Source organism: Nostoc sp. (genome assembly GCF_036917775.1).
GTDB lineage: Bacteria > Cyanobacteriota > Cyanobacteriia > Cyanobacteriales > Nostocaceae > Nostoc.
This window is the reverse complement of sequence record NZ_JBALEQ010000116.1, coordinates 52,753-76,215: the sequence shown is the minus strand read 5'-3', so window position 1 is coordinate 76,215 and position 23,463 is coordinate 52,753. Positions and strand designations below refer to the sequence as shown.

At 38.9% G+C, this 23,463-nt stretch carries 18 protein-coding genes and 1 tRNA gene; 13 read left to right on the top strand and 6 right to left on the bottom strand.

Annotated features, from left to right (window positions below; translation table 11 throughout):
• Positions 1-410 precede the first annotated feature (410 nt).
• Positions 411-914, bottom strand: coding sequence for a 2TM domain-containing protein (locus V7K69_RS24355; RefSeq protein WP_335039091.1), 504 nt, complete (start codon positions 912-914; stop codon positions 411-413).
• A gap of 398 nt (positions 915-1,312) precedes the next feature.
• Here V7K69_RS24355 and V7K69_RS24350 point away from each other — a divergent pair, with 398 nt between their 5' ends.
• Both V7K69_RS24350 and V7K69_RS24345 read left to right on the top strand, forming a co-directional pair.
• The gene (locus V7K69_RS24350) at positions 1,313-2,029 is read left to right on the top strand and encodes an ROK family protein (protein ID WP_185581651.1); all 717 of its coding nucleotides are present in this window, start codon (positions 1,313-1,315) and stop codon (positions 2,027-2,029) included.
• An 874-nt stretch (positions 2,030-2,903) separates the two neighbouring features.
• Complete coding sequence (locus V7K69_RS24345; protein ID WP_335039089.1) at positions 2,904-3,458, top strand: peptidoglycan-binding domain-containing protein; 555 nt, start codon at positions 2,904-2,906, stop codon at positions 3,456-3,458.
• 45 nt (positions 3,459-3,503) lie between these two features.
• Here V7K69_RS24345 and V7K69_RS24340 read toward each other — a convergent pair whose 3' ends face one another.
• Entirely contained in the window at positions 3,504-5,924 is a 2,421-nt protein-coding gene (locus V7K69_RS24340; protein WP_335039132.1) for a sucrose synthase, read from the bottom strand.
• Between the two features lie 982 nt (positions 5,925-6,906).
• Positions 6,907-6,979: transfer RNA gene (locus tag V7K69_RS24335), tRNA-His, on the bottom strand.
• A gap of 124 nt (positions 6,980-7,103) precedes the next feature.
• Between V7K69_RS24335 and V7K69_RS24330 the strand changes: the two genes are divergently transcribed.
• The 3 genes from V7K69_RS24330 (at position 7,104) to cobA (V7K69_RS24320) (ending at position 9,176) form a co-directional block, all read left to right on the top strand.
• Entirely contained in the window at positions 7,104-7,487 is a 384-nt protein-coding gene (locus tag V7K69_RS24330; RefSeq protein ID WP_114085803.1) for a DUF4359 domain-containing protein, read from the top strand.
• A gap of 151 nt (positions 7,488-7,638) precedes the next feature.
• Positions 7,639-8,400, top strand: a complete 762-nt coding sequence (locus V7K69_RS24325; RefSeq protein ID WP_335039086.1) for a sirohydrochlorin chelatase — start codon at positions 7,639-7,641, stop codon at positions 8,398-8,400.
• Positions 8,397-9,176, top strand: a complete 780-nt coding sequence (gene cobA / locus V7K69_RS24320; RefSeq protein WP_335039083.1) for a uroporphyrinogen-III C-methyltransferase — start codon at positions 8,397-8,399, stop codon at positions 9,174-9,176. Before V7K69_RS24325 ends, cobA (V7K69_RS24320) begins: the two co-directional genes overlap by 4 nt.
• 30 nt (positions 9,177-9,206) lie before the next feature.
• On the opposite strand, the gene V7K69_RS24315 is transcribed toward cobA (V7K69_RS24320), so the two are convergent.
• Positions 9,207-9,827 carry a hypothetical protein gene (locus V7K69_RS24315; protein WP_335039081.1) on the bottom strand — a complete coding sequence of 207 codons (621 nt, stop codon included), beginning with the start codon at positions 9,825-9,827 and terminating at the stop codon, positions 9,207-9,209.
• A 428-nt stretch (positions 9,828-10,255) separates the two neighbouring features.
• On the opposite strand from V7K69_RS24315, the gene V7K69_RS24310 reads away from it, so the two are divergent.
• The 7 genes from V7K69_RS24310 (at position 10,256) to V7K69_RS24280 (ending at position 18,888) form a co-directional block, all read left to right on the top strand.
• Entirely contained in the window at positions 10,256-11,224 is a 969-nt protein-coding gene (locus V7K69_RS24310) for a homogentisate phytyltransferase (RefSeq protein WP_335039079.1), read from the top strand.
• 3 nt (positions 11,225-11,227) lie between these two features.
• Entirely contained in the window at positions 11,228-11,701 is a 474-nt protein-coding gene (locus V7K69_RS24305) for a tetratricopeptide repeat protein (RefSeq protein WP_179072188.1), read from the top strand.
• A gap of 494 nt (positions 11,702-12,195) precedes the next feature.
• Positions 12,196-14,337, top strand: a complete 2,142-nt coding sequence (locus tag V7K69_RS24300; RefSeq protein WP_335039076.1) for a hybrid sensor histidine kinase/response regulator — start codon at positions 12,196-12,198, stop codon at positions 14,335-14,337.
• Between the two features lie 181 nt (positions 14,338-14,518).
• Positions 14,519-15,748 (top strand): tetratricopeptide repeat protein, encoded by a 1,230-nt coding sequence (locus V7K69_RS24295; RefSeq protein ID WP_335039073.1) that lies wholly within the window; start codon positions 14,519-14,521, stop codon positions 15,746-15,748.
• Between the two features lie 83 nt (positions 15,749-15,831).
• Positions 15,832-17,421 carry a uroporphyrinogen-III C-methyltransferase gene (gene cobA / locus V7K69_RS24290; protein WP_335039070.1) on the top strand — a complete coding sequence of 530 codons (1,590 nt, stop codon included), beginning with the start codon at positions 15,832-15,834 and terminating at the stop codon, positions 17,419-17,421.
• Positions 17,422-17,469: 48 nt separating this feature from the next.
• The gene (coaE, locus tag V7K69_RS24285; RefSeq protein ID WP_335039068.1) at positions 17,470-18,066 is read left to right on the top strand and encodes a dephospho-CoA kinase; all 597 of its coding nucleotides are present in this window, start codon (positions 17,470-17,472) and stop codon (positions 18,064-18,066) included.
• A 495-nt stretch (positions 18,067-18,561) separates the two neighbouring features.
• Entirely contained in the window at positions 18,562-18,888 is a 327-nt protein-coding gene (locus tag V7K69_RS24280; protein ID WP_335039066.1) for a hypothetical protein, read from the top strand.
• Positions 18,889-18,969: 81 nt separating this feature from the next.
• On the opposite strand, the gene V7K69_RS24275 is transcribed toward V7K69_RS24280, so the two are convergent.
• Positions 18,970-20,373, bottom strand: coding sequence for a hypothetical protein (locus tag V7K69_RS24275; RefSeq protein ID WP_335039064.1), 1,404 nt, complete (start codon positions 20,371-20,373; stop codon positions 18,970-18,972).
• A 516-nt stretch (positions 20,374-20,889) separates the two neighbouring features.
• Positions 20,890-22,245 carry an aromatic ring-hydroxylating dioxygenase subunit alpha gene (locus V7K69_RS24270; protein ID WP_335039062.1) on the bottom strand — a complete coding sequence of 452 codons (1,356 nt, stop codon included), beginning with the start codon at positions 22,243-22,245 and terminating at the stop codon, positions 20,890-20,892.
• Positions 22,246-22,672: 427 nt separating this feature from the next.
• Between V7K69_RS24270 and V7K69_RS24265 the strand changes: the two genes are divergently transcribed.
• Positions 22,673-23,389 (top strand): CHRD domain-containing protein, encoded by a 717-nt coding sequence (locus V7K69_RS24265; RefSeq protein WP_335039060.1) that lies wholly within the window; start codon positions 22,673-22,675, stop codon positions 23,387-23,389.
• Positions 23,390-23,463: the final 74 nt, after the last annotated feature.

Sequence of the window (23,463 nt, the reverse complement as noted above, 5' to 3'; positions counted from 1 at the left end):
CGCCCTTAGACTATAAGTCTGGGGCTATACAAACTTTCGTCCGGCGCGGACTCTATAAAACCCGCGCAGGTGGGTTCAGTCTGTATAGCCGCGATTTCCAATCGCCCGGTGTTTATATTATAAAAATGTGTAAAATTTTACACGTTATTTAGTCTTTATCACAAACGACTATAGGATTACTATTTGATTTTTGAACAAAATTAGGTATGTAGAGTGTGTTAGAACGGAGTTCGTAACGCACTATGATCATGGGTTTGATGCGTTACGCTGTCGCTAACACATCCTACGTATATTTTCAGAAATCAAACCGGATTCCTATAGGTAGCGGTAAATATTACCCCGTTTCTAATACGGGGTTTTTCTTTGAGTTACTGATGTTTATAGAGAGTTACTTTACCCAAGCAAATCTACTAAGCCTGTAATGCCTTAAACCACTTATTTAAAACTGTGCTGATGGTTTTCTTAATCTGATGATTACGACTCCACTTCTGGAATGCTATTTCATACTCTTCGCCTTTGATTTGAAAAGTATTCCATACATCCAGTCCTACAGGTAATGCGCAGAATAGCAAAATGTACAGCGACCAAGAAATTCCGCCACCAGTTAGTAAATTTAACAGTATAAAAAAGCCATTAAAAATTGCATAATTCCCTAGACGCTTCTGAAATCTTCTAATCCGGTAAGCGTCAAAAGCTTTTCGCTGTTGGGCTTGACCTTGTTGTACTAACCAGTCGCGCTCGGCTAATTTTAAAGAATCAGGTGAAATTTCTAACTCAGCAGCAATTTCTAATATCTGCTCATAAGAAAATTCTGTATTTTTATCATTAGCTTGACGAGCGATCGCTAAGTGGAGAATTTGTTGGACATCTTCTTGGCTATAAGAGCGGATGCTTTGGGGTTCAAACGCCGTCATAATTCTTTCTCTTATTATTACTTTAATAGAAATTTGTTGCCCGATAGATTTTAAGCAGCTACGCCAGTACTCTTTCCATTATCTCTACATTAGCAAATCTAGATGTTGTCGTGCGTCTAATGTGTTGATATACTACTCAAGATTCAGGACAAGTAAACTTTGGTTGTCGATAGGCTTGGCACTTTCCAGGCTGGAGCGTCTCTGTGAGGAGCAGGGTAGCCACGAAGATTCTTTAATCTTAAAACATGAGTTGCTCAAATCTTGCTGGCGCTAAGTTGAGTAGAAGACTCATCTCTTCCACTTTTCCCTCAATATAAAGACTCTCCAAATATCCGAATCCGATCGCATACAGCAGAGCATAATATCGAAAGAACAAGCATTAACAAGGATGTAACTCAATGGTTGAAGAAAATGGATCGATTCGTACCCTATCGGTTGATATTGGTGGTAGTGGCGTTAAGGCTATGGTTTTAGATATTACCGGAAGTCCTGTAACAGAAAGAGCGCGTTTAGATACACCTCAACCTGCTACACCAGACGTTGTAATTAATGCAATTGTTGTGTTAGCTGCTGCTCAAGGTGAATTTCATCGTGTTTCGGTGGGTTTTCCTGGCGTGGTTCGCTGTGGAGTCACAGAAACGGCGGTAAACTTGCATCCAGATTGGATTGGATTTGATTTGGAAACAGCGTTATTAAAACACTTAAACAAGCCTGTACGGGTGATTAATGATGCAGACATGCAGGGGTTTGGTGCGATCGCAGGTAAAGGTGTAGAACTGGTGATTACTCTCGGTACAGGGTTTGGTTCAGCTTTATTTGTAGACGGTAAGTTAGTACCAAATATGGAAATGGGACATCATCCATTTCGCAAAGGAGAGACTTTTGAGCAGCAGTTAGGGCGTGCAGAGTTAGAAAAAATTGGTGAGAAAAGATGGAATAGGCGTTTAGAAAAGGCGATCGCATCCTTACAACATCTGTTCAATTATGATTACCTTTACATTGGCGGTGGTGAAGCTGTAAGAGTGAATTTCCAGCTACCTTTAAATGTAAAACTCATCCCTAATATTACTGGTTTATTAGGTGGTATTGCTTTGTGGCGAGATGAAAAAAGGTAAAAAGTTTTTCAACATCCACAACTAAGCGTACTAAGCAATGTCTCAGGGTGAACTACACCTACGCGCTTATAAGGTGCATCCTTTCCTCGTCTTTAAAAATGTTGTAAAAATTAACACAGGTTAAGCAGAGAATTGTATACACATTATTTACATTGCTAGCATCTAACTTTGTCAAGTAGTAGTCTTAACTCTAGTTTAAATTCAAGACCGTACAACAACGTTGTGCGGTTTCATCTTCTTGAGGCCGAAGTATGTGTTTTCTGAGAATAGGGTGAAGGAGCCATATAAATTCAATTACAAAGCAAATATTTAGGAAACATCGCTGAATATTTCCAGATTGAAGGTGACAAAACTAGATAATTGAATTGTGTAACGACCATCATGTATCCTGCGATATAAAATAAAAAGTTGATAATCTCCTATCAAGGAAGACCAATTGTTTAAAATCAAGAGTTGATCATTATTGTCAAATATTGCATTGATAAATGCTTAAAAAACAGACTCAGAGAATTCACAGGATTTTTGCTGGTAGCATAAATATGCTAAAAGTAACATCAGCATATCAAGCATGAGCCAAAGGTAACGAGAAAAATTTCTTTGATGGCATTCCCAGAGAATCATATAGTATGTTATTGTCTAAACCGTTGATTTAAATAGCATATCTTAGAAGTTAGTGGCTTAATTGAAGATAAAAAAGGCACAAAACTAATAATATTAGTCTCATTAGATGGAATTGGAGGTGAGCAAATACCAGCATGATAATATTATCTGAAAAATTAGTACATGACTTTTTTGTTTAGTCAGTATGTATTATCCTGAACAGCAGCAATGTTGTTAGTTAAAAGAAATATTGGTTAAAGTAAAATGAACTACAATGACTGAAATTGGCCTGATGATGACGGGCGTATTAACAATAAGACAAGCATTTGGAACCAATTTGCCACAACAGCAATTAGTTCAGATGGAAAATGACGAAAAGCAGTTAAAACAGAATGAGTCAGAGGTAACTGCTCAAGTCACACCACCTGAATTTATGCAGACAGATGAGATTTCCCAGGCTTCTCCCTCAGCGATCGCACTAGAGAAAGGACACATACTTCAGAAAATCAGCAAAAATAATCAGTTCCTAGCTTCTTCTAACTTAGGTAAGTCTAAAAAGCCTTCTCAGTCTGTAGCTCAAGTACGCACAAAGGCTACAGGACGTTTCCAGAAGTTTAGTAGCCAACCGATGCCGACTCTTTATTTCGGTAGCTCTGGTCTTGCTGTCAGAGTCTTACAACGGCTATTAGTGGCTAACGGTTATGCCGTAAGAGTGGATGGGATTTATGGCGCACTGACAGAAACTGCTGTCAAAGCCTTTCAAAACCAGCAAAATTTAGGAACAGATGGAATAGTTGGTCAACGAACTTGGCGGGCTTTGACAACTTAGTCATTTGTTCTTAACCATAACAAATGACTAATGACTAATGACAAATTACCGATACTTATGCTGCTCTAATAGTTGTTGCGCTCTTGGCTTATAAATTAAATAGAACAAAGCCTCAAGATAACGTAACAAATCTTCCCGATTCTCCTTCGAGGTAAAGTTCCAGAAGCCATAAATCCGCGCTAATGATAACAGCTTGCTAGTATGAATTTTCCAAGTATAGGTGCTGTAAACTCGGTCAATCCCTCGATGCGAAATTTCATTCCAATAGTTAGGATTCTGTTCGCATTTAGTAATGAAGTCCACAATTTTTGTGGCTGTCTCATCTAAATTTGTTGGGTTAATCAAAAAGCCATTAACCTTATCTTGAATAATCTCTAGTGGCCCACCAAACTGTGTGGCAAAAGTCGGTAATCCTGAAACCATCGACTCTAAAATTGTCAAACCAAAAGCTTCAAATAAAGCTGGTTGTACAAAAATTCCCTGATGATCGGCAATGACTCGGTAAATTTCACCAGAATCAGTTTTTGTTAAGCGCACACCCAGCCAACGAATCTTCCCGTGGAGATTGTACTCCTCAATGATTTGGTAGAGTTTGATAATTTCGTCACGTTCTTCGTTGTCGCCTGATTCCTCTACACGTAACTTACCCGCCACCAAAATTAAATTGCAATGCTCTTGTAATTCTTTACTTTGACCATAACATTCAGCTAAACCTGTGAGGTTTTTGATGTGGTCAAGACGCGCCATTGAGAAGAGGGGGCGCTTGTTAGGATCATCAAGTTTGCCAAATATTTGCGTAGGATCTTCTAAAGTAAAGAGTGTTTCTGCAAGGCGTTGGCGATCGCTCTCAACTCTATCTTTAGTCCGGGTGTAGGGGAAGTAATTATTTTCGTTTACTCCAGGCGGTACGACATTAAATTTGGGACTAAATAATTCAATGCCATTGGTAACATGGTATAACTCCGGCATCGTGAAGCATTTGTAAGACTCGTACTGTCCCACACTATCCGGTGTTCCCACAATTTCTTGGTAGGTGCTGCTGACAACAAAATTGGCAGCATTCATCGCAATTAAGTCAGCTGTGAATTGCAATGAAAAATGATATTTATCCTCTAATTCTTGCCAGTAAAGGTTACTGAACAAGTATTTGGATTTTTCCAAAGCATGGGCAACATTGCATTGGGTAACTTTCAGCCGTCGCGCCAGCAAAAATGCTATTAAATTCCCATCAGTATAGTTTCCAACTATTAAGTCAGGTGTGCCGTGGAATTCTGCCCGTAGTTCTCTTTCTGAGTCAATGGCGAAAGTTTCTAGATAAGGCCAAAACTCAAATCGGGAAATCCAGTTTTGAGTCATGTTAGGATTAAATTCCCGTAAAGGCACTCGCAAAATCCAGGCATTTTCGGTACCGTGGACTTTTTCTAGCCGTTGATTACAAAGAGTGCCATCACTATTGGGAATCAAGCGGGTAAGAATAATTACTTTTGGCTCAACATTTAATTTCTCTAAACCCGCAAGCAAAACATCTTCTTGTAGCTGCTTCTCTAAGCTCTTAGCCTGGTCAAGGACGTAAACTACCTGACCGCCTGTATCAGGACGACCCAACACTCCCTCTTGGCCAAACCAGCCATGAGCCGACACTAAGACGATTCTAAAAATCATCGGGACACGAGAAATGAAAGCTTCTAGGGTCTGGGGGTCGGCAGAATCAATCAATTCATCGAGAATATTTAAAGTTTCCCGCACGCGTGCTGCGGTGTTACCCCAACCCGGCTCAAAACCCATTGACTGTAATTGGAAGCGGAATTGTTCGTAGGGTTCATCTTCGGGGCGATTATTAACAAAGCCGATCGCTTTCTTAACTTGCTCTGAAAGTTGCTGCTGCGATTGAATGCGATCGTTAATTAGTAGTTGGACACCGTTGTAATGGTGCAAGCGCAAGAAATTTAATAGGCTGTCCAGCAATTGCTTGGAGTCTTGAAATATTTTGCTGGATAGATAGCGGTTGAGAAATTGTACCCCTTTACCAATATTTTTGGGGTCGCGGATGATTGGGGTGTAGTCGTAAAATGGGCCGAAGTCCAATTCTAGCAGGTCGCCGTCGTTGGGATGAAATTTGTTCACCAAGCGATCGCGCAAATCAAGTAAATCCTGTACGGTCATCGGCTCAATGCTCAAGTCTGATGTCAACCAATAAACTTCTTGGCTAGCAATCTTCGAACGGATGATAAAACAGAAGTTAGAATCTTCTTGAATAATTTCCTGAGTATAGTAAATCAGTTTGCCTAACTCAGAGGTAGTGTAATAAGCCTCTGGTTTCTGGGACTTTGAGCAATACTCACTATATACATTGAGTATGTCGTTCCGCAGCAAGTACTTCTTTTCTTGTTGGCGTAATTCACTAAGAAAGGAACGCAAATCACTTCTTTCTTCACTATCTAAGACTGCTTGAAGCAATTCAGACATAGCAACTCCACTAGATGACGATGTTTGCATTGTTAACTTTCAAGGCGAGACAAATAAGCCTCAACCTTTTTTTCACGAGATACAAACACGAAATAACACAGATAAATCATATTTATCTGTGTACCTATAAGTATCAACTTTTCAGCAGACACCTAAATCGTGTTCTTCTTTACCTAAAGTATCTATGACTCAGTATTTTTGACTCTAACTAAAGGAATACAATTTTTATTTCTTTTGATAGATGTTAGAAAATAACTGCATTATCACCTTTGGGGGCACAAGATGTCAGTCCCTCAATTGCTGAATCTAATCCTAACTATATCATGGATTTATATGTATCTGATTATTAGCATCCCAATAATATTAACTATTAGCAATCAAGCTCTAGAATACTTGTGAATAAATATTTTTTGAACTTGTTTAAGTCATTAATGATTTTTATAATGGATATAGATACTCTATTTTGCGACTTTGATGATTGTTGATATCCTAGTAAATTGGTTAACAAGTAATATCATTTCCAGGTAATCACTTATTATAAAAGCGGTAAGAGCAAAGATGACTAATGCCGAAAGAATGCTATTTCATCTACAATCGCGCCTCGACGAGGATTTTGCTGTAGACTTCGCTGGAAGAGACAATTGCTTGTACTGCGCGTACTGCTGCATCAGGATTATTAAGTTTGATAAAATCGTAATGACGATTTAAGTCAATTTACTAATCAAACTTTCTCCACTATTGGCGTTGCTTAGGCATTGTAAAAGATAAGTGCAGATCACACACTTAATTTTTATTAAGCAAGTAGATTTGCTTATATACATCAAACTACTTATAATATAATCTGATAAATCATAGTGCATTTGCGGCTCTTTCAAATCATTAACTTGTAGAGAGCAGATACTTGCTAAAGTAATGGTAATGATCTTTCAAAACCACAACTCACTTTCTATAAGGAATCATGGATCACTATGAAATTATATAGGGCGAACGACGGGACTCGAACCCGCGAATGGTGGTACCACAAACCACTGCCTTAACCACTTGGCTACGCTCGCCATTCAACAATTCGAATTATAGCAATAATTTGGCAAACGATCAAGAGTTTGTGTTCAAGGAACGGACTCAGTTGATTTAGAGTCTCTGAAATCTAACGATTACAATGTATTTTACTTGGCAAACATGAAACCCCTAACCATCATTGCATATACTGGAGCAGCAGCAGGACTCGCCGCCTTGGGTGTGACAATGGCAAAGACTAATCCCAGTCAGGTTGAATATGAAGAATATGCAGTGCAACGGTTGACGGAATACTTAAAAACCGATGTATGCAAAAAAACTACGAATATTATAGAAAATTTAATCCATTTTAATTGTGATAAGTTGGTTGACTCAGCTAACCCACAAATCCAAGGAATTATTGCCAGGACTACAGAAAGACAAAATTTTATGATTTTTAGCATTTACCGTACAGATTTAAAAATAAATTCTTGGATACCTTCTTACAAATTTGAAACGGTGGGAGCTTTTGATCAATTTTATACTTACACTGCTGAAGAACAATAGCGCTAGCAGAAGTGGAAGAATATAAAAGTGATTTAAAATACTTGTATTTAGGAATTTATAATAGTTTCGATAATCACCAGAGTAATTATTACCACCAGCTTAATATTAAGTAAAATATGAACATTAGTCACTGAGAGTTCAAGCTTTGCCGATGTCATCTGCCTATTTGCTAGTATCTCACGGAAGTCGCGATCGCCGCCCAGAAGTTGCTATGCAGCAACTAGCAAAGCTGGTATGCAACAAATTACCAAACAACTACAACCCATCAAGTAGTGAACATTTGGTTGGCATAGCTGCTTTAGAAATGAGTCCTCAGCCTTTACATGAGCAGATTCAAAAATTTGCCAAGAGCGCTTTTGGCGATCGCTGGGTTGGACTACACAAACCATCTCAAAACGAGAATAGCATCAAAATTGTACCGCTATTTCTGTTGCCGGGAGTCCATGTTATGACAGATATTCCCGCCGAAGTAGCGCTAGCGCAACAGGCTATTGGTCAAAATATCATGATTGACTTGCAGCCACATTTAGGCTCTCACCCCAAATTAGAGAAATTACTGGCCAAGCAAATATCTACTATTAAAGCAGAAGCATGGATTCTGTTAGCTCATGGTAGCCGTCGCCCAGGTTCCAAAGAAACTGTAGAAGCAATGGCGGCGAGTTTGTCAGCAGTTGCTGCTTATTGGACTGGGCCTCCTAGTTTAGAATCACGGGTGAAAGAGTTGGTAGCTGTTGGTTATAAGGAAATTGCAATTTTGCCATACTTTTTATTCGCTGGTGGAATAACCGATGCGATCGCGGCCTCCATAGAGGAGCTAAAATTACAATTTTCTGCGGTGAATTTCCAGTTGGCAGAGCCACTGGGAGCAAATGCAGAATTAGCCGAGCTTATTTGGGATTTAACGGATAGATGAACCGCACAGAAAAACAGGAGAACGAGTATTTGGGAAAGGTTTATTTAGTAGGTGCGGGGCCAGGAGATCCAGGGCTAATAACCTTGAAGGCAAAAGGTTTGTTGGAATGTGCAGATGTAGTTATCTATGATGCCTTAGTGAGTCCGGCAATTCTGGCAATGATTAATCCCCAAGCCGAACAAATTAACGCTGGTAAGCGCCGGGGGAAACATTCGCTATTCCAGGAAGAAACAACTCAATTACTGATTGAGAAAGCGCAGGATCATGCAATTGTAGTGCGGTTAAAGGGTGGCGATCCGTTTATCTTTGGTCGTGGTGGCGAAGAGATGGAAGAATTAGTCAACGCTGGGATATCAACTGAAGTTGTGCCCGGTATCACATCGGGGATTGCGGCTGCGGCATACTCAGGTATACCTTTGACTCATCGGCTCTATAGCTCATCAGTGACATTTGTAACTGGTCACGAGGCGGCGGGTAAGTATAGACCGAAAGTGAATTGGAATGCGATCGCGCACGGTTCCGAAACTATTGTAATTTATATGGGAATTCACAATCTGCCTTATATTGTGGAACAGTTAAGTGCAGCTGGGTTGGATGTAGAAACGCCCATTGCTTTAGTGCGTTGGGGTACGCGCCCAGAACAAGAAGAATTGATTGGTACTTTAAAGACAATTGTAGAACAGGTAGAGCAAACTGGATTTGGTGCGCCTGCGATCGCAGTCATTGGACAAGTAGTAAATATGCACAGCATTTTGTCTAGTTGTCGTCCAGTTTGATGGCTGGCGCAAAAGTGAAATGAAGTGTTTTTAAGTTTCTCGAATCCAAAATGCCAATCCTCCTCCACGGCCACGAGCGGCAATGAAATCTTTCGTAACTAAAAAGAAGGCAAAGAAGGGTAATTGAGCTATCGGTTGGTTGTAAAAATCTTCTGTTTGAACTTTACCAGAACGAATTGGTCTGTTGTAAACAACACGACCAAACAGACTAATAAGCATTTGGTTAAAATCAAACGCCAATAAATTTTTCTTACCTATATATTGCACTGGCCCCGTGAGCTTCAATAAAACTGGCCCCAATTCAACCTGATTACAAATTTCGCCTCTATCCGAATCATGTTCTAAAGTAGCATCAAAGGAAACATGGATTTTTATAAATTTGGGTACATACAAACCCTTACCTAATACAATTCCTCCGTGTTCTCTGGCTTTCTTAGTGCCAGTAGCAAAGCAAAGTTGCCATTTACCTAGAAGAGACTCAAAGGGATAAGTTAACCGTTCCTGCTTGGCAGATTTTTCTGATTGTAGCAACGCATTGACTAATCTTTCAGCAATAGGGCGTGTATCTTTTTGTCGTCGATATGCAGCTGCCGCCTGTGATAGCACGGTAACAAAGTCAAATTTCGCTACAGGTGTCAAATTAGCTGTCATAATTTAACTATTTCTTTGCTTTTCTGATAGATTGTAGCGTCATCGAGAGTCAGAATTGCATATCGAGAAGAGGGATTTTTATAATCGGTTGTCAGATTTTTCGTGATTGAGCGGATACTCCATAAGGTAGGTTAATTATTAGTCCCCTAGGTATAACTGGTTTTTGAGTAGGGTTACGACCAAATGTGCCTACCGCTACCTCTCCTACGAAAGCTCTTGTTAATGACCAAATTCTGTGACAATGGTTAACAATCTGACAATTCATGCAATATGGAAAAGTTAATGCGGAACCTAGCGCCCCAACTTTTGTAGGGAATGGCGAAAATTCAAAGTCTCTCAACAGGAGGAGAGAGGAATGAAGTCAGGTTTTCCAAATTTTGTGAAAAGTCAGAGTTAACAATAAGCCGGAATCTGAATCTAAGGTACTCATGAGCCAGAGTTCTCAAAACAGCCCTTTGCCACGCAAACCTGTTCAATCATATTTCCATTGGTTATACGCTTTCTGGAAATTCTCTCGCCCTCACACGATTATTGGTACAAGTCTGAGTGTGTTGAGTTTGTATTTAATTGCTATTGCCATTAGTAATCCTACTAATTCCCTATTCCCTACTCCCTATTCCCTACTCCCTGTTTTCGGCGCATGGATTGCTTGTCTATGTGGCAATATTTACATCGTAGGGTTGAATCAATTAGAAGATGTTCATATTGACAAGATTAATAAACCTCATTTACCGTTGGCATCAGGTGAGTTTTCTCAACAGATGGGGCAATTAATTGTCGCGTCTACTGGGATTTTGGCGCTAGTTGTGGCGTGGCTAACTGGGCCATTCTTATTTGGTATGGTGGCAATTAGTTTGGCCATTGGTACTGCTTATTCTTTACCGCCAATTCGTTTAAAACAGTTTCCCTTTTGGGCGGCGCTGTGTATTTTTTCGGTACGCGGCACGATTGTTAATTTAGGATTGTATCTGCATTACAGTTGGGCACTCAAACAAAGCCAAACAATTCCGCCTGTGGTTTGGGTGCTGACATTGTTTATTTTGGTGTTTACCTTGGCGATCGCAATCTTTAAAGATATCCCAGATATAGAAGGCGATCGCCTCTACAATATTAATACTTTCACGATTAAACTAGGGCCCCAAGCTGTGTTTAATCTAGCTCTTTGGGTGATAACTGTCTGTTATCTAGCGATAATTCTGGTAGGAGTGTTACACATCGCCTCAATTAACCCCATTTTTCTGATAACTGCTCATTTGGGTCTGTTAGTTTGGATGTGGTGGCGGAGTTTGGCGGTAGACTTACAAGATAAAAGTGCGATCGCTCAATTCTACCAATTTATCTGGAAACTCTTTTTTATAGAATATCTGATTTTTCCTATCGCCTGCTTTTTGGCTTAGACAATGCTAGAAACCTTTCCTACCAGTTCTATTATCGCTGCGATCGCTGTTATTTTGAGTTTGTCGATCCTAGGGTATTTCGCTTGGAAAACTTTGATTACCTCAGACTTGTTTCAAAAAGGAATCAATCTTGCTCAAGCAAAAGATTACCAAGGTGCAGAAGCAGCATTTCGCAAAGTAATTTCTCTCAACTCTACTAATGATGTAGTGCGCTTGTTTTTGGGAGATGTTCTAAACCAGCAAGGCCAAGTAGAGGAAGCAACAGAATTATTCCGGGAAGTGATTCGCCGAAGTCCAAAAAATCCCGATGCTTACTTGCGTCTGGCCAATATTCTTATGCAGCAAGAGCGAGAAGAAGAAGCTAAAACTAACCTGCTACAAGCTAAAGATTTATTGCAAAAACAACGCCAACCCGAAAAAGCTAACAAAATCACTCAAGTGTTAGATAAAATGAGTATTAAGTCAAGTCAATCTTAAGTTGAGTGAGAATTGCACAAGTTAAATTTTCCTGTTGCGTCTCCTAATTTTTTACCATTCCCATCATTATTATGGTGAGAATGGTTTTATTTTGGAATTACCAGTGTTTTTTGTAATTATGTCCGTAATTTTTATAAGTTTGATCGTTCCCTTCATAGCACGTAGAACGACATCTACATAAATTGCCTCGACAGCGTATAGTTTTGGGTAAGTTCTCTCACAATCTGAGGGAAAATCCCAATCTTTCAAAAGTTCACACTATTGATGCAAAAACCCTTTACAACTCTCTTATCTTTGGGATCTTTATGTTCTACCCTCTGGGTACTTCTTCGGAGAACTCGTAGAGTAGCCGCTCCGTGTCTATCGGTTCATTTAGTCATTCTCCTATTCCTATTTTCAGACAAGATAAAAGTAAATTTCAAACGTACAAATAACTTGTTCTAATTAAAGGCATTGAGTAGTAGATTTTATAGATTCAAAATAATCCAGTATTTATGTCAGAAATTATATCAGAATTGTGGACTAACTTTTTTACATCAGGATCGTTTATTCCACATGGACATTGTTATCTATGGCAAACGAATTTAGTTTGGTTACATATATTATCTGACGCGTTCATTGCACTAGCTTATTATTCGATTCCAGCTACCCTATTTTACTTTGTCCGTAAACGGCAGGATTTACCCTTTGATTGGATATTTTTGCTGTTTAGTGCATTTATTGTGGCTTGCGGCACTACTCATTTAATAGAGATTTGGACACTTTGGCATCCAACTTATTGGGTATCAGGGTTTGTCAAAGCGGTAACTGCCATGATATCTGTAATTACAGCAGTACAACTTGTGTCTTTAGTTCCACAAGCATTAGCACTTCCTAGCCCTGCTCAACTAGAACAAGCAAATCAAGAGCTTCAAACACAAATAGCCGAACGCTTACGGGTAGAAAAGGAACTGCGAAAATACCAAAATCATTTAGAAGAAATGGTTGCTATTCGCACCAATGAAATTACCAAAACCAACGAGCAATTACAACAAGAAATCCTTGAACGCCAACGAATTTTAGAAGTTCTCCGACAAAGTGAAGAACGTTACCGTTATCTAGCTGAGGCAATTCCTCAACTTGTATGGACAACTGATGCTAACGGTGAATGTGATTTCTTTAATCAAAATTGGTGCGACTACACAGGGCTAACATTAGAGCAGTCCTTGGGTTCTGGTTGGTTAGCTGCATTGCATCCAGATGATGTCCAAAATGCTGATAAGGTATGGTCTAATGCTGTAAAAAATGGCTCTACATATAACAATGAATATCGTTTTAAACGAGCTTCTGATGGTTCCTATCGTTGGCAGCTAGCGCGAGGTTTACCACTTAAAGATGAGCAAGGTATTGTAGTTAAGTGGTTTGGGACGTGTACAGATATCCACGAACAAAAACAAATACTTGAAGAACGGGCACACCTGTTGGAATTAGAACAAATAGCACGAGCGAAAGCAGAAACAGCCAATCGAATTAAAGATGAATTTCTCGCCGTCCTATCTCACGAACTACGCACTCCACTAAACGCAATTCTTGGCTGGTCAAAGTTATTGCAAAGTCGGAGGTTAGACCAAGCAAAAACATCGGAAGCACTAGCCACAATCGAGAGGAATGCAAATTTACAAGTTCAACTCATCGAAGACTTGCTGGATATCTCCAGAATTTTACAGGGCAAACTGACGTTGAATATTACGAAGATTAACCTAGAGTCTACGATATTGTCGGCACTAGAAACAATGCGTTTAGCGGCAGAAACAAAATTAATTGAGGTAAGTAAAGTATTTGAACCGAATGTGGGACAAGTTATGGGCGACTCGACTCGTTTGCAGCAAGTCGTCTGGAATCTCCTTTCTAACGCTCTCAAATTTACACCCAAGGGAGGAAAAATAGAAGTGCGATTAGAGCAAGCCGATGGTTATGCTCAAATTATAGTTAGCGATACAGGTAAGGGAATCAGCCCTGAATTTTTGCCATTCGTCTTTGATTACTTCCGTCAAGCAGATAGCACCTCTACAAGAAATTTTGGTGGATTAGGATTAGGGTTGGCAATTGTGCGTAATATCGTCGAAATACATGGCGGTATTGTCAAAGCGAAGAGTGAAGGTGAGGACAAAGGGGCAATATTTACTGTTAGTTTGCCGCTTATGCCAGATGAAAGCCGAAGCCTGACGGATCAACAAAACTATGCTGTATTCTTAACTTCTAACTCCTTAGCCCTCAGTGGTATCCGCGTTTTAGTTGTAGATGATGATACTGATTCACGAGATTTTATTGCTTTTGTACTAGAGCAAGACGGGGCTTTTGTGATTGCGGTATCTTCTGCTTATGAAGCATTACAAACCCTAGTACTCGTAAAGCCAGATGTGTTAGTCAGTGATATTAGTATGCCTGAGATGGATGGCTATATGTTAATACATCAAGTGAGAACTTTGACACCAGAACAAGGTGGACAAATACCAGCAATTGCCTTGACTGCTTTTGCTAGAAACGATGATCAGCAAGAAGCCCTAAAAGCTGGGTTTCAAATGTATTTATCCAAGCCTGTTAATCCAGAAGAATTAATTGCAGCCATTACTCGAATTGTCGAAATAAAAGTGTAAACAATTACTTAGTAAACAACTTTTCACTCGTAATAAAGCCTCATATTTTGTATGCAAATGGACAATTAGATGAGAATCCACTTGTATCAAGTTAGGCTAATAACTTATAATTCCTGCTATAACTAAGCCAAAGCTATACAAGTCGATTTTATATATAAACCAAGCAGGTAAGGTAATAAAAATGCTGAAAAACAAGAATGTACTGGTAGCAGCTATTATCTGCTTGTGTTTGAGTAATGGCAATACTGCTTTTGGTAAAGATGTTGGCGTTGTTTTATCAAAAATTCCAGACTCAAATCGAGCAGCACTTCCTGGCAACAAAAACGCAGTTGCTAACTTTGAGCAAGGAAGCAATCTATACAAACAAGGAGATTTCAAAGGAGCAGAGGCGGCTTTTCGCAAAGCCATTGAACTAGAACCCAACTTTGTGCAAGCTTATATTGCTTTGGCAAATACTCTCGACGATCAAGGCAAACCCCAAGAAGCGATCGCACATTACAAAAAAGCCATCAGCCTCGATCCTCATGACTCTGGAGCCTACTTTAATTTGGGTTTGACTTTAGCAAGGCTCAATCAGTTAGAACCTGCGATCGCACAGTATAAAAAAGCCCTCAGTCTTGAACCAAACTATGCAGACGCTCACTATAACTTAGGAAATGCTCTCTACGCTCAAGGTAAGCTAACCGAAGCAGTCACCGAATATACAGCAGCTATTCGCCTCAAACCCAGTTATGCGCCAACTTACGCGCGTCTGGGAAATGCTCTGTACGATCAAGGTGAGCTAGCAGAGGCAGTGACTCAGTACAAAAAATCCATTAGCTTTGATCCCAACTATGCAGACGCTCACTATTACTTAGGCAATGCTTTGTACGCTCAAGGAAAGTCAGCTGAAGCGATCGCCGAATATACAGCAGCCATTCACCTCTCTCCAAAAAATCCCGCAGGTTATAATGCCTTGGGAAATACTCTCTACGCTCAAGGCAAACTAGAAGAAGCGATCGCCCAATACAAACAAGCTCTCAGCCTTGAACCCAACTATGCAGACGCTCACTATAATTTAGCAAGCGCTTTTTACGCTCAAGGCAAGCTAACTGAAGCGATCGCCGACTATACCGAAGCGATTCGCATCGATCCAAAACACGCACAAGCTTACACAGGTTTAGCAAATGCGATGGACGATCAAGGTAAACCCCAAGAAGCGATCGCACATTACAAAAAAGCTATTAGCCTTGTACCTAATGATGCCTTCACTTATTATAATTTGGGCATCACTTTAGGACGAGAACAACAGCTAGAAGAAGCGATCGTTAATCTCAAAAAAGCCAAAGAGTTATTCCAAGCTGAAGACAACAAGGAAATGGTTGAGCAAGTCGAGCAGCTAATCAAAAAAATTAATATCCGAACGAATTGAATAATGGGAATTGGGAATGGGGAATGGGGAAGTAATAACAAATGACAAATGACAAATGACAAATGACAAATGACAAATGACAAATGACAAAAATTGAAGAAAAGGGCAAAGTCTACCTCGTAGGTGCTGGGCCTGGAGATGTGGCATACCTGACTGTAAAAGCTTATAATCTCTTAGATGCTGCTCAGGTTTTAGTCTACGATGCCCTGGTAGATGCTCAATTATTGCAGTGTGTACCACCTGATTGCTTGAAGTTGGATGTTGGGAAACGCGGTGGTAAACCTAGTACAACCCAAGTTGAGATTAATAAGTTACTAGTAAAATATTGCCAACAAGGAAAACAAATTGTCAGGCTCAAATCAGGCGATCCATTGATTTTTGGGCGTTGCACTTCTGAAATTGAAGCGTTGAAAGCATCGGGTTGTGATTTTGAACTGATACCAGGAATTTCTTCTGCCCTTGCAGCACCCTTGTTTGCAGGAATTCCCCTTACAGATCCGGTGTTGAGTCGTTGTTTTGCAGTGCTTACAGCTCATGAACCAGAGGTTTTAGACTGGGAGGCACTCTCACGCTTAGAGACACTGGTAATTTTGATGGGAGGGCAACATCTGCCAGAGATTGTACAGCAATTGGTGCAACACGGGCGATCGCACTTAACACCCATTGCAATCATCCGTTGGGCGGGAACTCCTCGTCAACAAATTTGGACAGCGCAACTGGGCAATATTTTGGCACAAACCACCGGATTATCACTTTCCCCGGCGGTAATTGTTGTTGGCGAAGTTGTTGGGCTACATAAGTACTTACAACCTGAGAAAATAGATTATCAGGATTCGACTACAGCCCAAACTCCAATGTTAAACAACCTCTTTGCCTCTTCCGAACCCCTCACTGGTAAAACAATCTTGGTGACACGTTCAGTTGGACAGTCGAGTACATTTAGCGATCGCCTCATGAAATTAGGTGCAACAGTCATCGAAATGCCTACCTTAGAAATTGGCCCGCCTTCCAGTTGGGAAGCTTTGGATGATGCGATCGCTCATTTATCTCAGTTCGACTGGTTAATTCTCACTTCTAGCAATGGCATAGATTACTTTTTTGAAAGGTTAATTGCCCAAGGTAAAGATACCCGTGCCTTAGCAGGTGTAAAAATTGCCGTCGTTGGCGAGAAAACAGCCAATAGTCTCAAACAATACTCTCTCCAAGCAGATTTTATTCCCCCCAACTTTGTTGCCGATTCTTTAATAGAAAATTTTCCAGAGGAACTGAATGGTAAAAAAGTTTTATTTCCCAGAGTTGAAAGCGGCGGAAGAGAAGTTTTGGTTAAAGAATTAACTCTCAAGGGAGCAAAAGTAATTGAAGTTGCCGCATATCAATCTTGTTGTCCTAATAGTGTTCCACCTGCGGCAGAGTTAGCTATCCAAAACCGTAAGGTAAATGTAATTACTTTTGCCAGTTCTAAAACTGTGCAATTTTTCTACCAGCTTACTGAGAAGATATTGTCCCAAAGCTCTGATGTTAGTCAACTCCTAGAGGGCGTTTGTATTGCCTCTATCGGCCCTCAAACCTCTAAAACTTGTCATGATTTATTCGGGCGTGTAGATGTAGAAGCCCAAGAATATACTTTAGATGGTTTAACTCAAGCATTGGTAACATGGGCCATAAATTCTTAATCTCAAATGACCAATGACTAATGACCAATGACTAATGACTAATGACTAATGAAAAAACGTATAATCGGCTTAACCGGAGGTATTGCCACAGGCAAAACCACTGTCACCAATTATTTAGCTAGCGCTTATAACCTGCCGATTCTGGATGCAGATATTTATGCAAGAGAAGCAGTATCTTTAGGTTCGCCTATTCTGAGTGCGATCGCCGGGCGTTACGGCGAACAAATTTTATTACCAGATGGCAACCTCAACCGCCAAAAGCTAGGCGAAATTATCTTTAATCGTCAAGATGAACGCAACTGGATAGACAATTTGATTCATCCTGATGTGCGCGATCGCTTCCTCAAAGCAATTGCCCAATCTTCCTTACAAACACTGGTGTTAGTAGTGCCTCTATTATTTGAAGCGGGAATGACTGATTTGGTTACAGAAATTTGGGTAGTGTGTTGTTCTCAAGAGCAACAACTACAAAGATTGATACAACGAAATCATTTAAATAGACAACAGGCGCAAGCCAGGATCAACAGCCAATTATCTATCGAAGAAAAAGTGGCTCGTGCAGATATAGTTTTAGATAACTCTTCTACCCTCGAAAGACTACTGAAGCAGATAGATATCGCTCTAAAAACTACAAGTAGGGACTAGAAGCTATGTATATTAAAAAATATACATAGATTGCATTCTCAAGACATAAAATCTTTATAATTTTAGATGATCTAGTCCAGTAAAAAAATATTATATCTGACCAGCTTTATATAATAATTCGGTGATTTTACAGTTGAATCTGCGGTTGATGATACTGTAGATTTAAATTATTGTTGACAAAAAGATATCTTAAATAAAATTAAAGACTAATAATTAAGAATTAAGAAAAATTAATTGTAAATTATTAATCTTATTTTAAAATTATTTTGTGAGTCTTTTTTCGACGAATTGCTTGTAATTTAGTTTTGCTAATTATAGGGTACAGGCACTTAATTGGACATTGGGTAATAAATTCCTTTACTAGCTATCAATGCGGTTGATTTCTAACTAAATTGTCCACCTGTTCGATTCTGGATTGGTGATTTAAAAATGATTGAGATTCACCTATAGTCCAGAACTCTTCGTTATAGATTTCTTCTTTGGGAGAACTCATTTATGTCTTTGCTCAGGACAGGTATGAACTTAAGTTTTAGTTTTTTAAGCAAGTTAGCTCTAGTGAGCTTTCCAGTAAGTGAATTAAAGAAGAAAAATAAAATACACGATTATAGCCAATTAGCCTGGGGAAGCGACTACGTATTTGAGCGCCTCAATGAAGGAATGATAGGATATATGACTGGAGTAGGGAAAGACATTAAACCCTGCGATCGCATTATTTTACGAGAAGGTTTTGAATCTTATCAATATCAAGTAGAAGAAGTTGATTATTATTCCGATCCATCTGATATGTGGATAGCTTTGCTTAAGCAAGTACCGATTGACTAAATATTAAAGTCAACCAGTTACTTCAATTCTATCTGTGAAGATTTTCCCTATCTTACTAGACGAATAAGAGAAAGAATATATCTATTTTAAATCAATCAAAAAATGAGCTATTAAAGTATTCCTTTCGTAGGATAGCAAGTAAAGATGCAGAAGATTTGGGTTATCTTTATCAAGGTGCATCACTGAACCATCAACAGCTAAATGGTGATGATCTATCCACCTCTCCTGCGAATCTATTAAAAAACTGAAGTATGGGCTGACATCTGGATAATTTTTCGTTAATTCATCGTAGCTTTGATAAAAAGGAGGTATGCCAATTCCCATAGGCATATATAAACCTTTAGGATACTCTTCTACAGGCAATTGAGGAAGCTTTTTAAGATTAATGCCACTGATAAGTAATCTATTTTGCTCATTAGTCTTAATATCTGTGAATACTAACTCAATTTCTTGTAAATTTTGTTCAATGCCAATCGGTTTAATGTTCCTTAAAATAGTTTTGTCAAATTTGCCTATTCTCCAGTATTGATTTCCCCAAGGCTTATTTTGATCGTAAAATCCTGGTGGTCGAAAACTGGCAAATTTAATTTCATTTTTAGCGTCGTAAAAATCTCTCCATTTTGTAATATTTTTCGCTAGTGTAGTTCTAACTTTTCTACTCTGCTCTCCCGACACAATTATCCTTTCATCAAGGGAAAATTGAGTAGCAACTTCTTTTTGATCGAGTACGTTTCTTAGAAGATTACTCTTGACTATTGTGCCACTTGGATCTTGCCAGTGTTCTAACTTCCACCAATGTTTCCAATAAGAAATGTTATTGATTTTCTCAAAAATATTTTTGTAATGTCCCATCGGGAAAGTAAACCAACTTTGATAATAAAGGGTTTTATTACCATCCTCTTTAGTGAAAAGTAAAATTTCCCAAAATCCTGCATTTAAGCAATTATTAGCCAAAGCCACTTCTACCAGATTTTGCTTTTCAAAACCATCTCCGCCACTAATTTCTATATTTGGTGAGTTAGCAGGAAAACTAACCTGTTGTCTGTTCCACTCCCGGTCTGTAAAAGCGATTATTTCTAAACCTTGATCTTTTTTAACCCATTCTGGTGCTTTAGGAACTAATAGCTCTAAATCAACATTTTTTATAATGATTTGCGCCGTTTTGTTGTCTGTTGGCTCAATCACAAAATCGAAATGTGTATCATCTCTCTTAATAATTGTTAATTTCCTCTGAGAATATCTTTGAAAATTTTTACCCAAGGGTGCGGGATTGACTGGATAATCGACATTAGATAATTCTTGTAGCTTTACACTCATCTTATTATCAAATTTATATCTGGATTTAAACCAGAAGCCAGCCAATCCTAGCAAACCAAGACATAGAATAAGGGTGCTAAATAAAATCTGTTTATTCGTAACTCTAAAATTAAGCTTGCCAAATCGTGAAATGCCTGCATTCTTTTCCTTTGCAGATGTGTTTTTCATGGGATAGATTAACTTTTATGAGAATGGTACTTAACAGCATACCGTTATGTGAAACTGATTTTTCATTCCCATTATCAAAGGTCACATTAATAAACAATTATCTAAAATTAAGTGGTTTAATACCCATTTCCTGCTGACTTTTCACAGTTTCTGGAGAACCTCTCTTTTATTTCTCTCTCTTTCTAGGCTACGGTGTACACATAAGTCTTTTAAAGTTGTCCTACAACCTTTTGATCCACTCCACCCAGTCCTGCGATAAATTGGGGGTAAAAACCTCTCAAAGTACTCCAATTTATCAGAGGATTTAGGAGGAACTACAGCATTTTAGTTTTGTAGAGAGATGTGCAATAGTTTTCGTTTAAGGTGGAAAGGGTTTGAATTTCCCTTTCCCCATTGCCCTTTAACCTTTCCCCAGACCAAAAGAGAGATTATTGGGTTTAACCGAAAAATATTGGAGAGATGTGTATACACCTTAGCCTAGAAGGAGAGACTTTGAATTTCCTCCCAGTCAGGATTTTAGTGACGAGTGTAGGAACGCTCAAAGTGAGTTTTGAGTGTCTGAGCCATAGTGGATATTAAAATTGCTGTTATAGAAACCGATATTGCTGCTATTCTGATTCTAGAATCATCTGCAAGTATCCCTACAGCAGCTAAAGCGATCGCTACCCCTATACAACTTTGTCTGACTTTATTTGTCACTTGATAAGCTTGATTGCAGGAATGACAAATAATTGTATGTTGCGAAAATCGGTCTAATGTTACCAACTTCTCATCGAACTCGCTATTACCGACATTTTTTGAGGTGGAATAACCTTGATAAAACGGCAAAGACGACCCAAATTTATCTAGCCACTTGCGATACTCAACCACCAAAGTATCAGATGTCTTCAGAGGTAAATACACTTCTTTGAGATTTTTTTTCAAACGCTCAATTTGTGCTTTTTGTTCAACAACTAATTGCAAATCACCTTCCAAGATTTTGTTTCTTATCAAGATGTGATCTAACCAAGGCGGCATCAGCTTGATTTTTTGGGTAAAAGAGTTACTATAATTTCTGATGAGAATCCGACATCTATTCTTACCTAGTGGAATTGAATACAAGGCTGTGCCCCCAAATTTACCTTGCTGTCCATTAGCAAATTTGTAAAGAATCAAATTAGGAGCAATGAAATCTAATGAAATCCAAGGCAGATTAGGTTTCCGTGTTCGTCGCCACCTTCCCTTAATTCCCTGAACGTTGCTTTCAATAACTTCTATTTCCAAAGCTTGGGCATCTTCTCGACTTCCCATGATGCCATCATGACTGATTGGAACATGAGCCGGGTCAATAATATTTTCAATAAAATAGCTTTGGTCGTAAGGTAGGTCACGTACATAGTCTAAGTTGAAGCATTCTGGGTTATTCCAATCTGGTAGTGATGGAATTAGCTCATCAATAGCTGTTTCGGCTTCACCTGCCCACATCCAAATTATACCTTGACGTTCCAAGACTTTAAAGGATGGCACGCAAGCATTTACTGGAATTTTTACATCACTTGGTAACTGGGGAATGTGTAGACATTCACCATTATTGCCAAACTGCCAACCGTGGTACGAACATTCTATTTTGCCATCAATAATTTGTCCATCAGAAAGTCTAGCTGCACGGTGAGAACAACGATCTGTTAAACAGACAAGCTGTCCATTTTGGGCTTTGAACAAAACGAAGGGTTCTTCATATAACGAAAAAGTATAAGGACGATTTGTAGGCAAATCTTGCAGAAAACAGACAGGATACCAAGATTGTCTCCAGTTAAATTCCTGCTGATTCTCAGGTGTTTCAAAGGTAGAAGTTGATGATGTCGCCTGTAGTGTCTCTGTTTCTAATGTCATCGTTTTCTCCAGGTTTATGCCATTCTAACTTTGATAGAAGACTTCTATTTAATTTTTGAACATAAAATTACACATAACGCCTAATTTGACACAACAAACGATGTATATAAGGTAACAGACACCGAACGACTAATGAGAGAAAATCTGCGATCAAAGAAAGTAAGCGTAGTTTATCGCTGCAAAGTTTTTCTCGCCTAGATAAAGCTGAATATAAAACAGTTGATATTTATAAAGGAATTGAGGGTAAGTTATTAATTTTAGAAAATGTTAAAAGTGGATGCTCCTCCTCAAAGGATGGCACAGGAAAGATATTCTTGGGGATAAAAATTAGTAGATATACAGAGGCAACTCCAATAATATTAGTAGTATATTTCACGAAGTTTGACGTTATTTTTAATTCTCATTAACTTCTTGAAATCATAACTTTATGCTTGGTAAACATATATTAAATGCCCTAACTTGCCTACTATTTTTTATCTGCTTAACTGTATTACCTCTACAAGAAAGAAAAGCTTTCGCTCAAAATATAAATCCAGAAATTACTTCAAATCAGCAGCTTGCAATTAACCTAAATCCAAGTAATAATCAAGAAATTGGTTTTGTTTACGAAGCTTTTCTGAGTCCCGGTCAAGAACCAGGTGAAGAGGAGAATGCACCAAAATTTATCCCGTCATCTTTTCGCTCTACAGCACCTTCTGTACCTAGAAATCAGCGCAAATCACAGGGACATGGACTTGTAAAATTTACTAAGGATTTGAGTAAAGCATTTGTTGCTGTTCAGGTTGAAGGTGTAAATCCTCAAGATATAGTCATGTTTCATATTCATTGTGGCAAACCGGACGTGCTTGGACCGATCCTAGTTGACTTTGCTCTTTCCGGTAACATTCAGCAGAATTTCGCGGATAATATTTTTTCCACAGAATTAACAAATGAAAATATCGAAAATACGACTAATTCTGGACATGATATTCTAGGGGCTTACCTCTTAGGATGTCCAATTGGGCCAGTAAGATGGGATAAAGTAAAAACAATTGCCGGTATGGAACAATTTGCAAAACGTAGTGAACTCTACTTTAATTTGCATACAAAAAGTCAGACCTTTTTTGGAGATATTCGGGGTAAATTAAATCCAGTACAACGTTAATTTGCCTGGTCTAGAGACGTTCAATAGAACGTCTCTAGATGTTGATATGATTTCTAAAATTAGCAACGACTGAA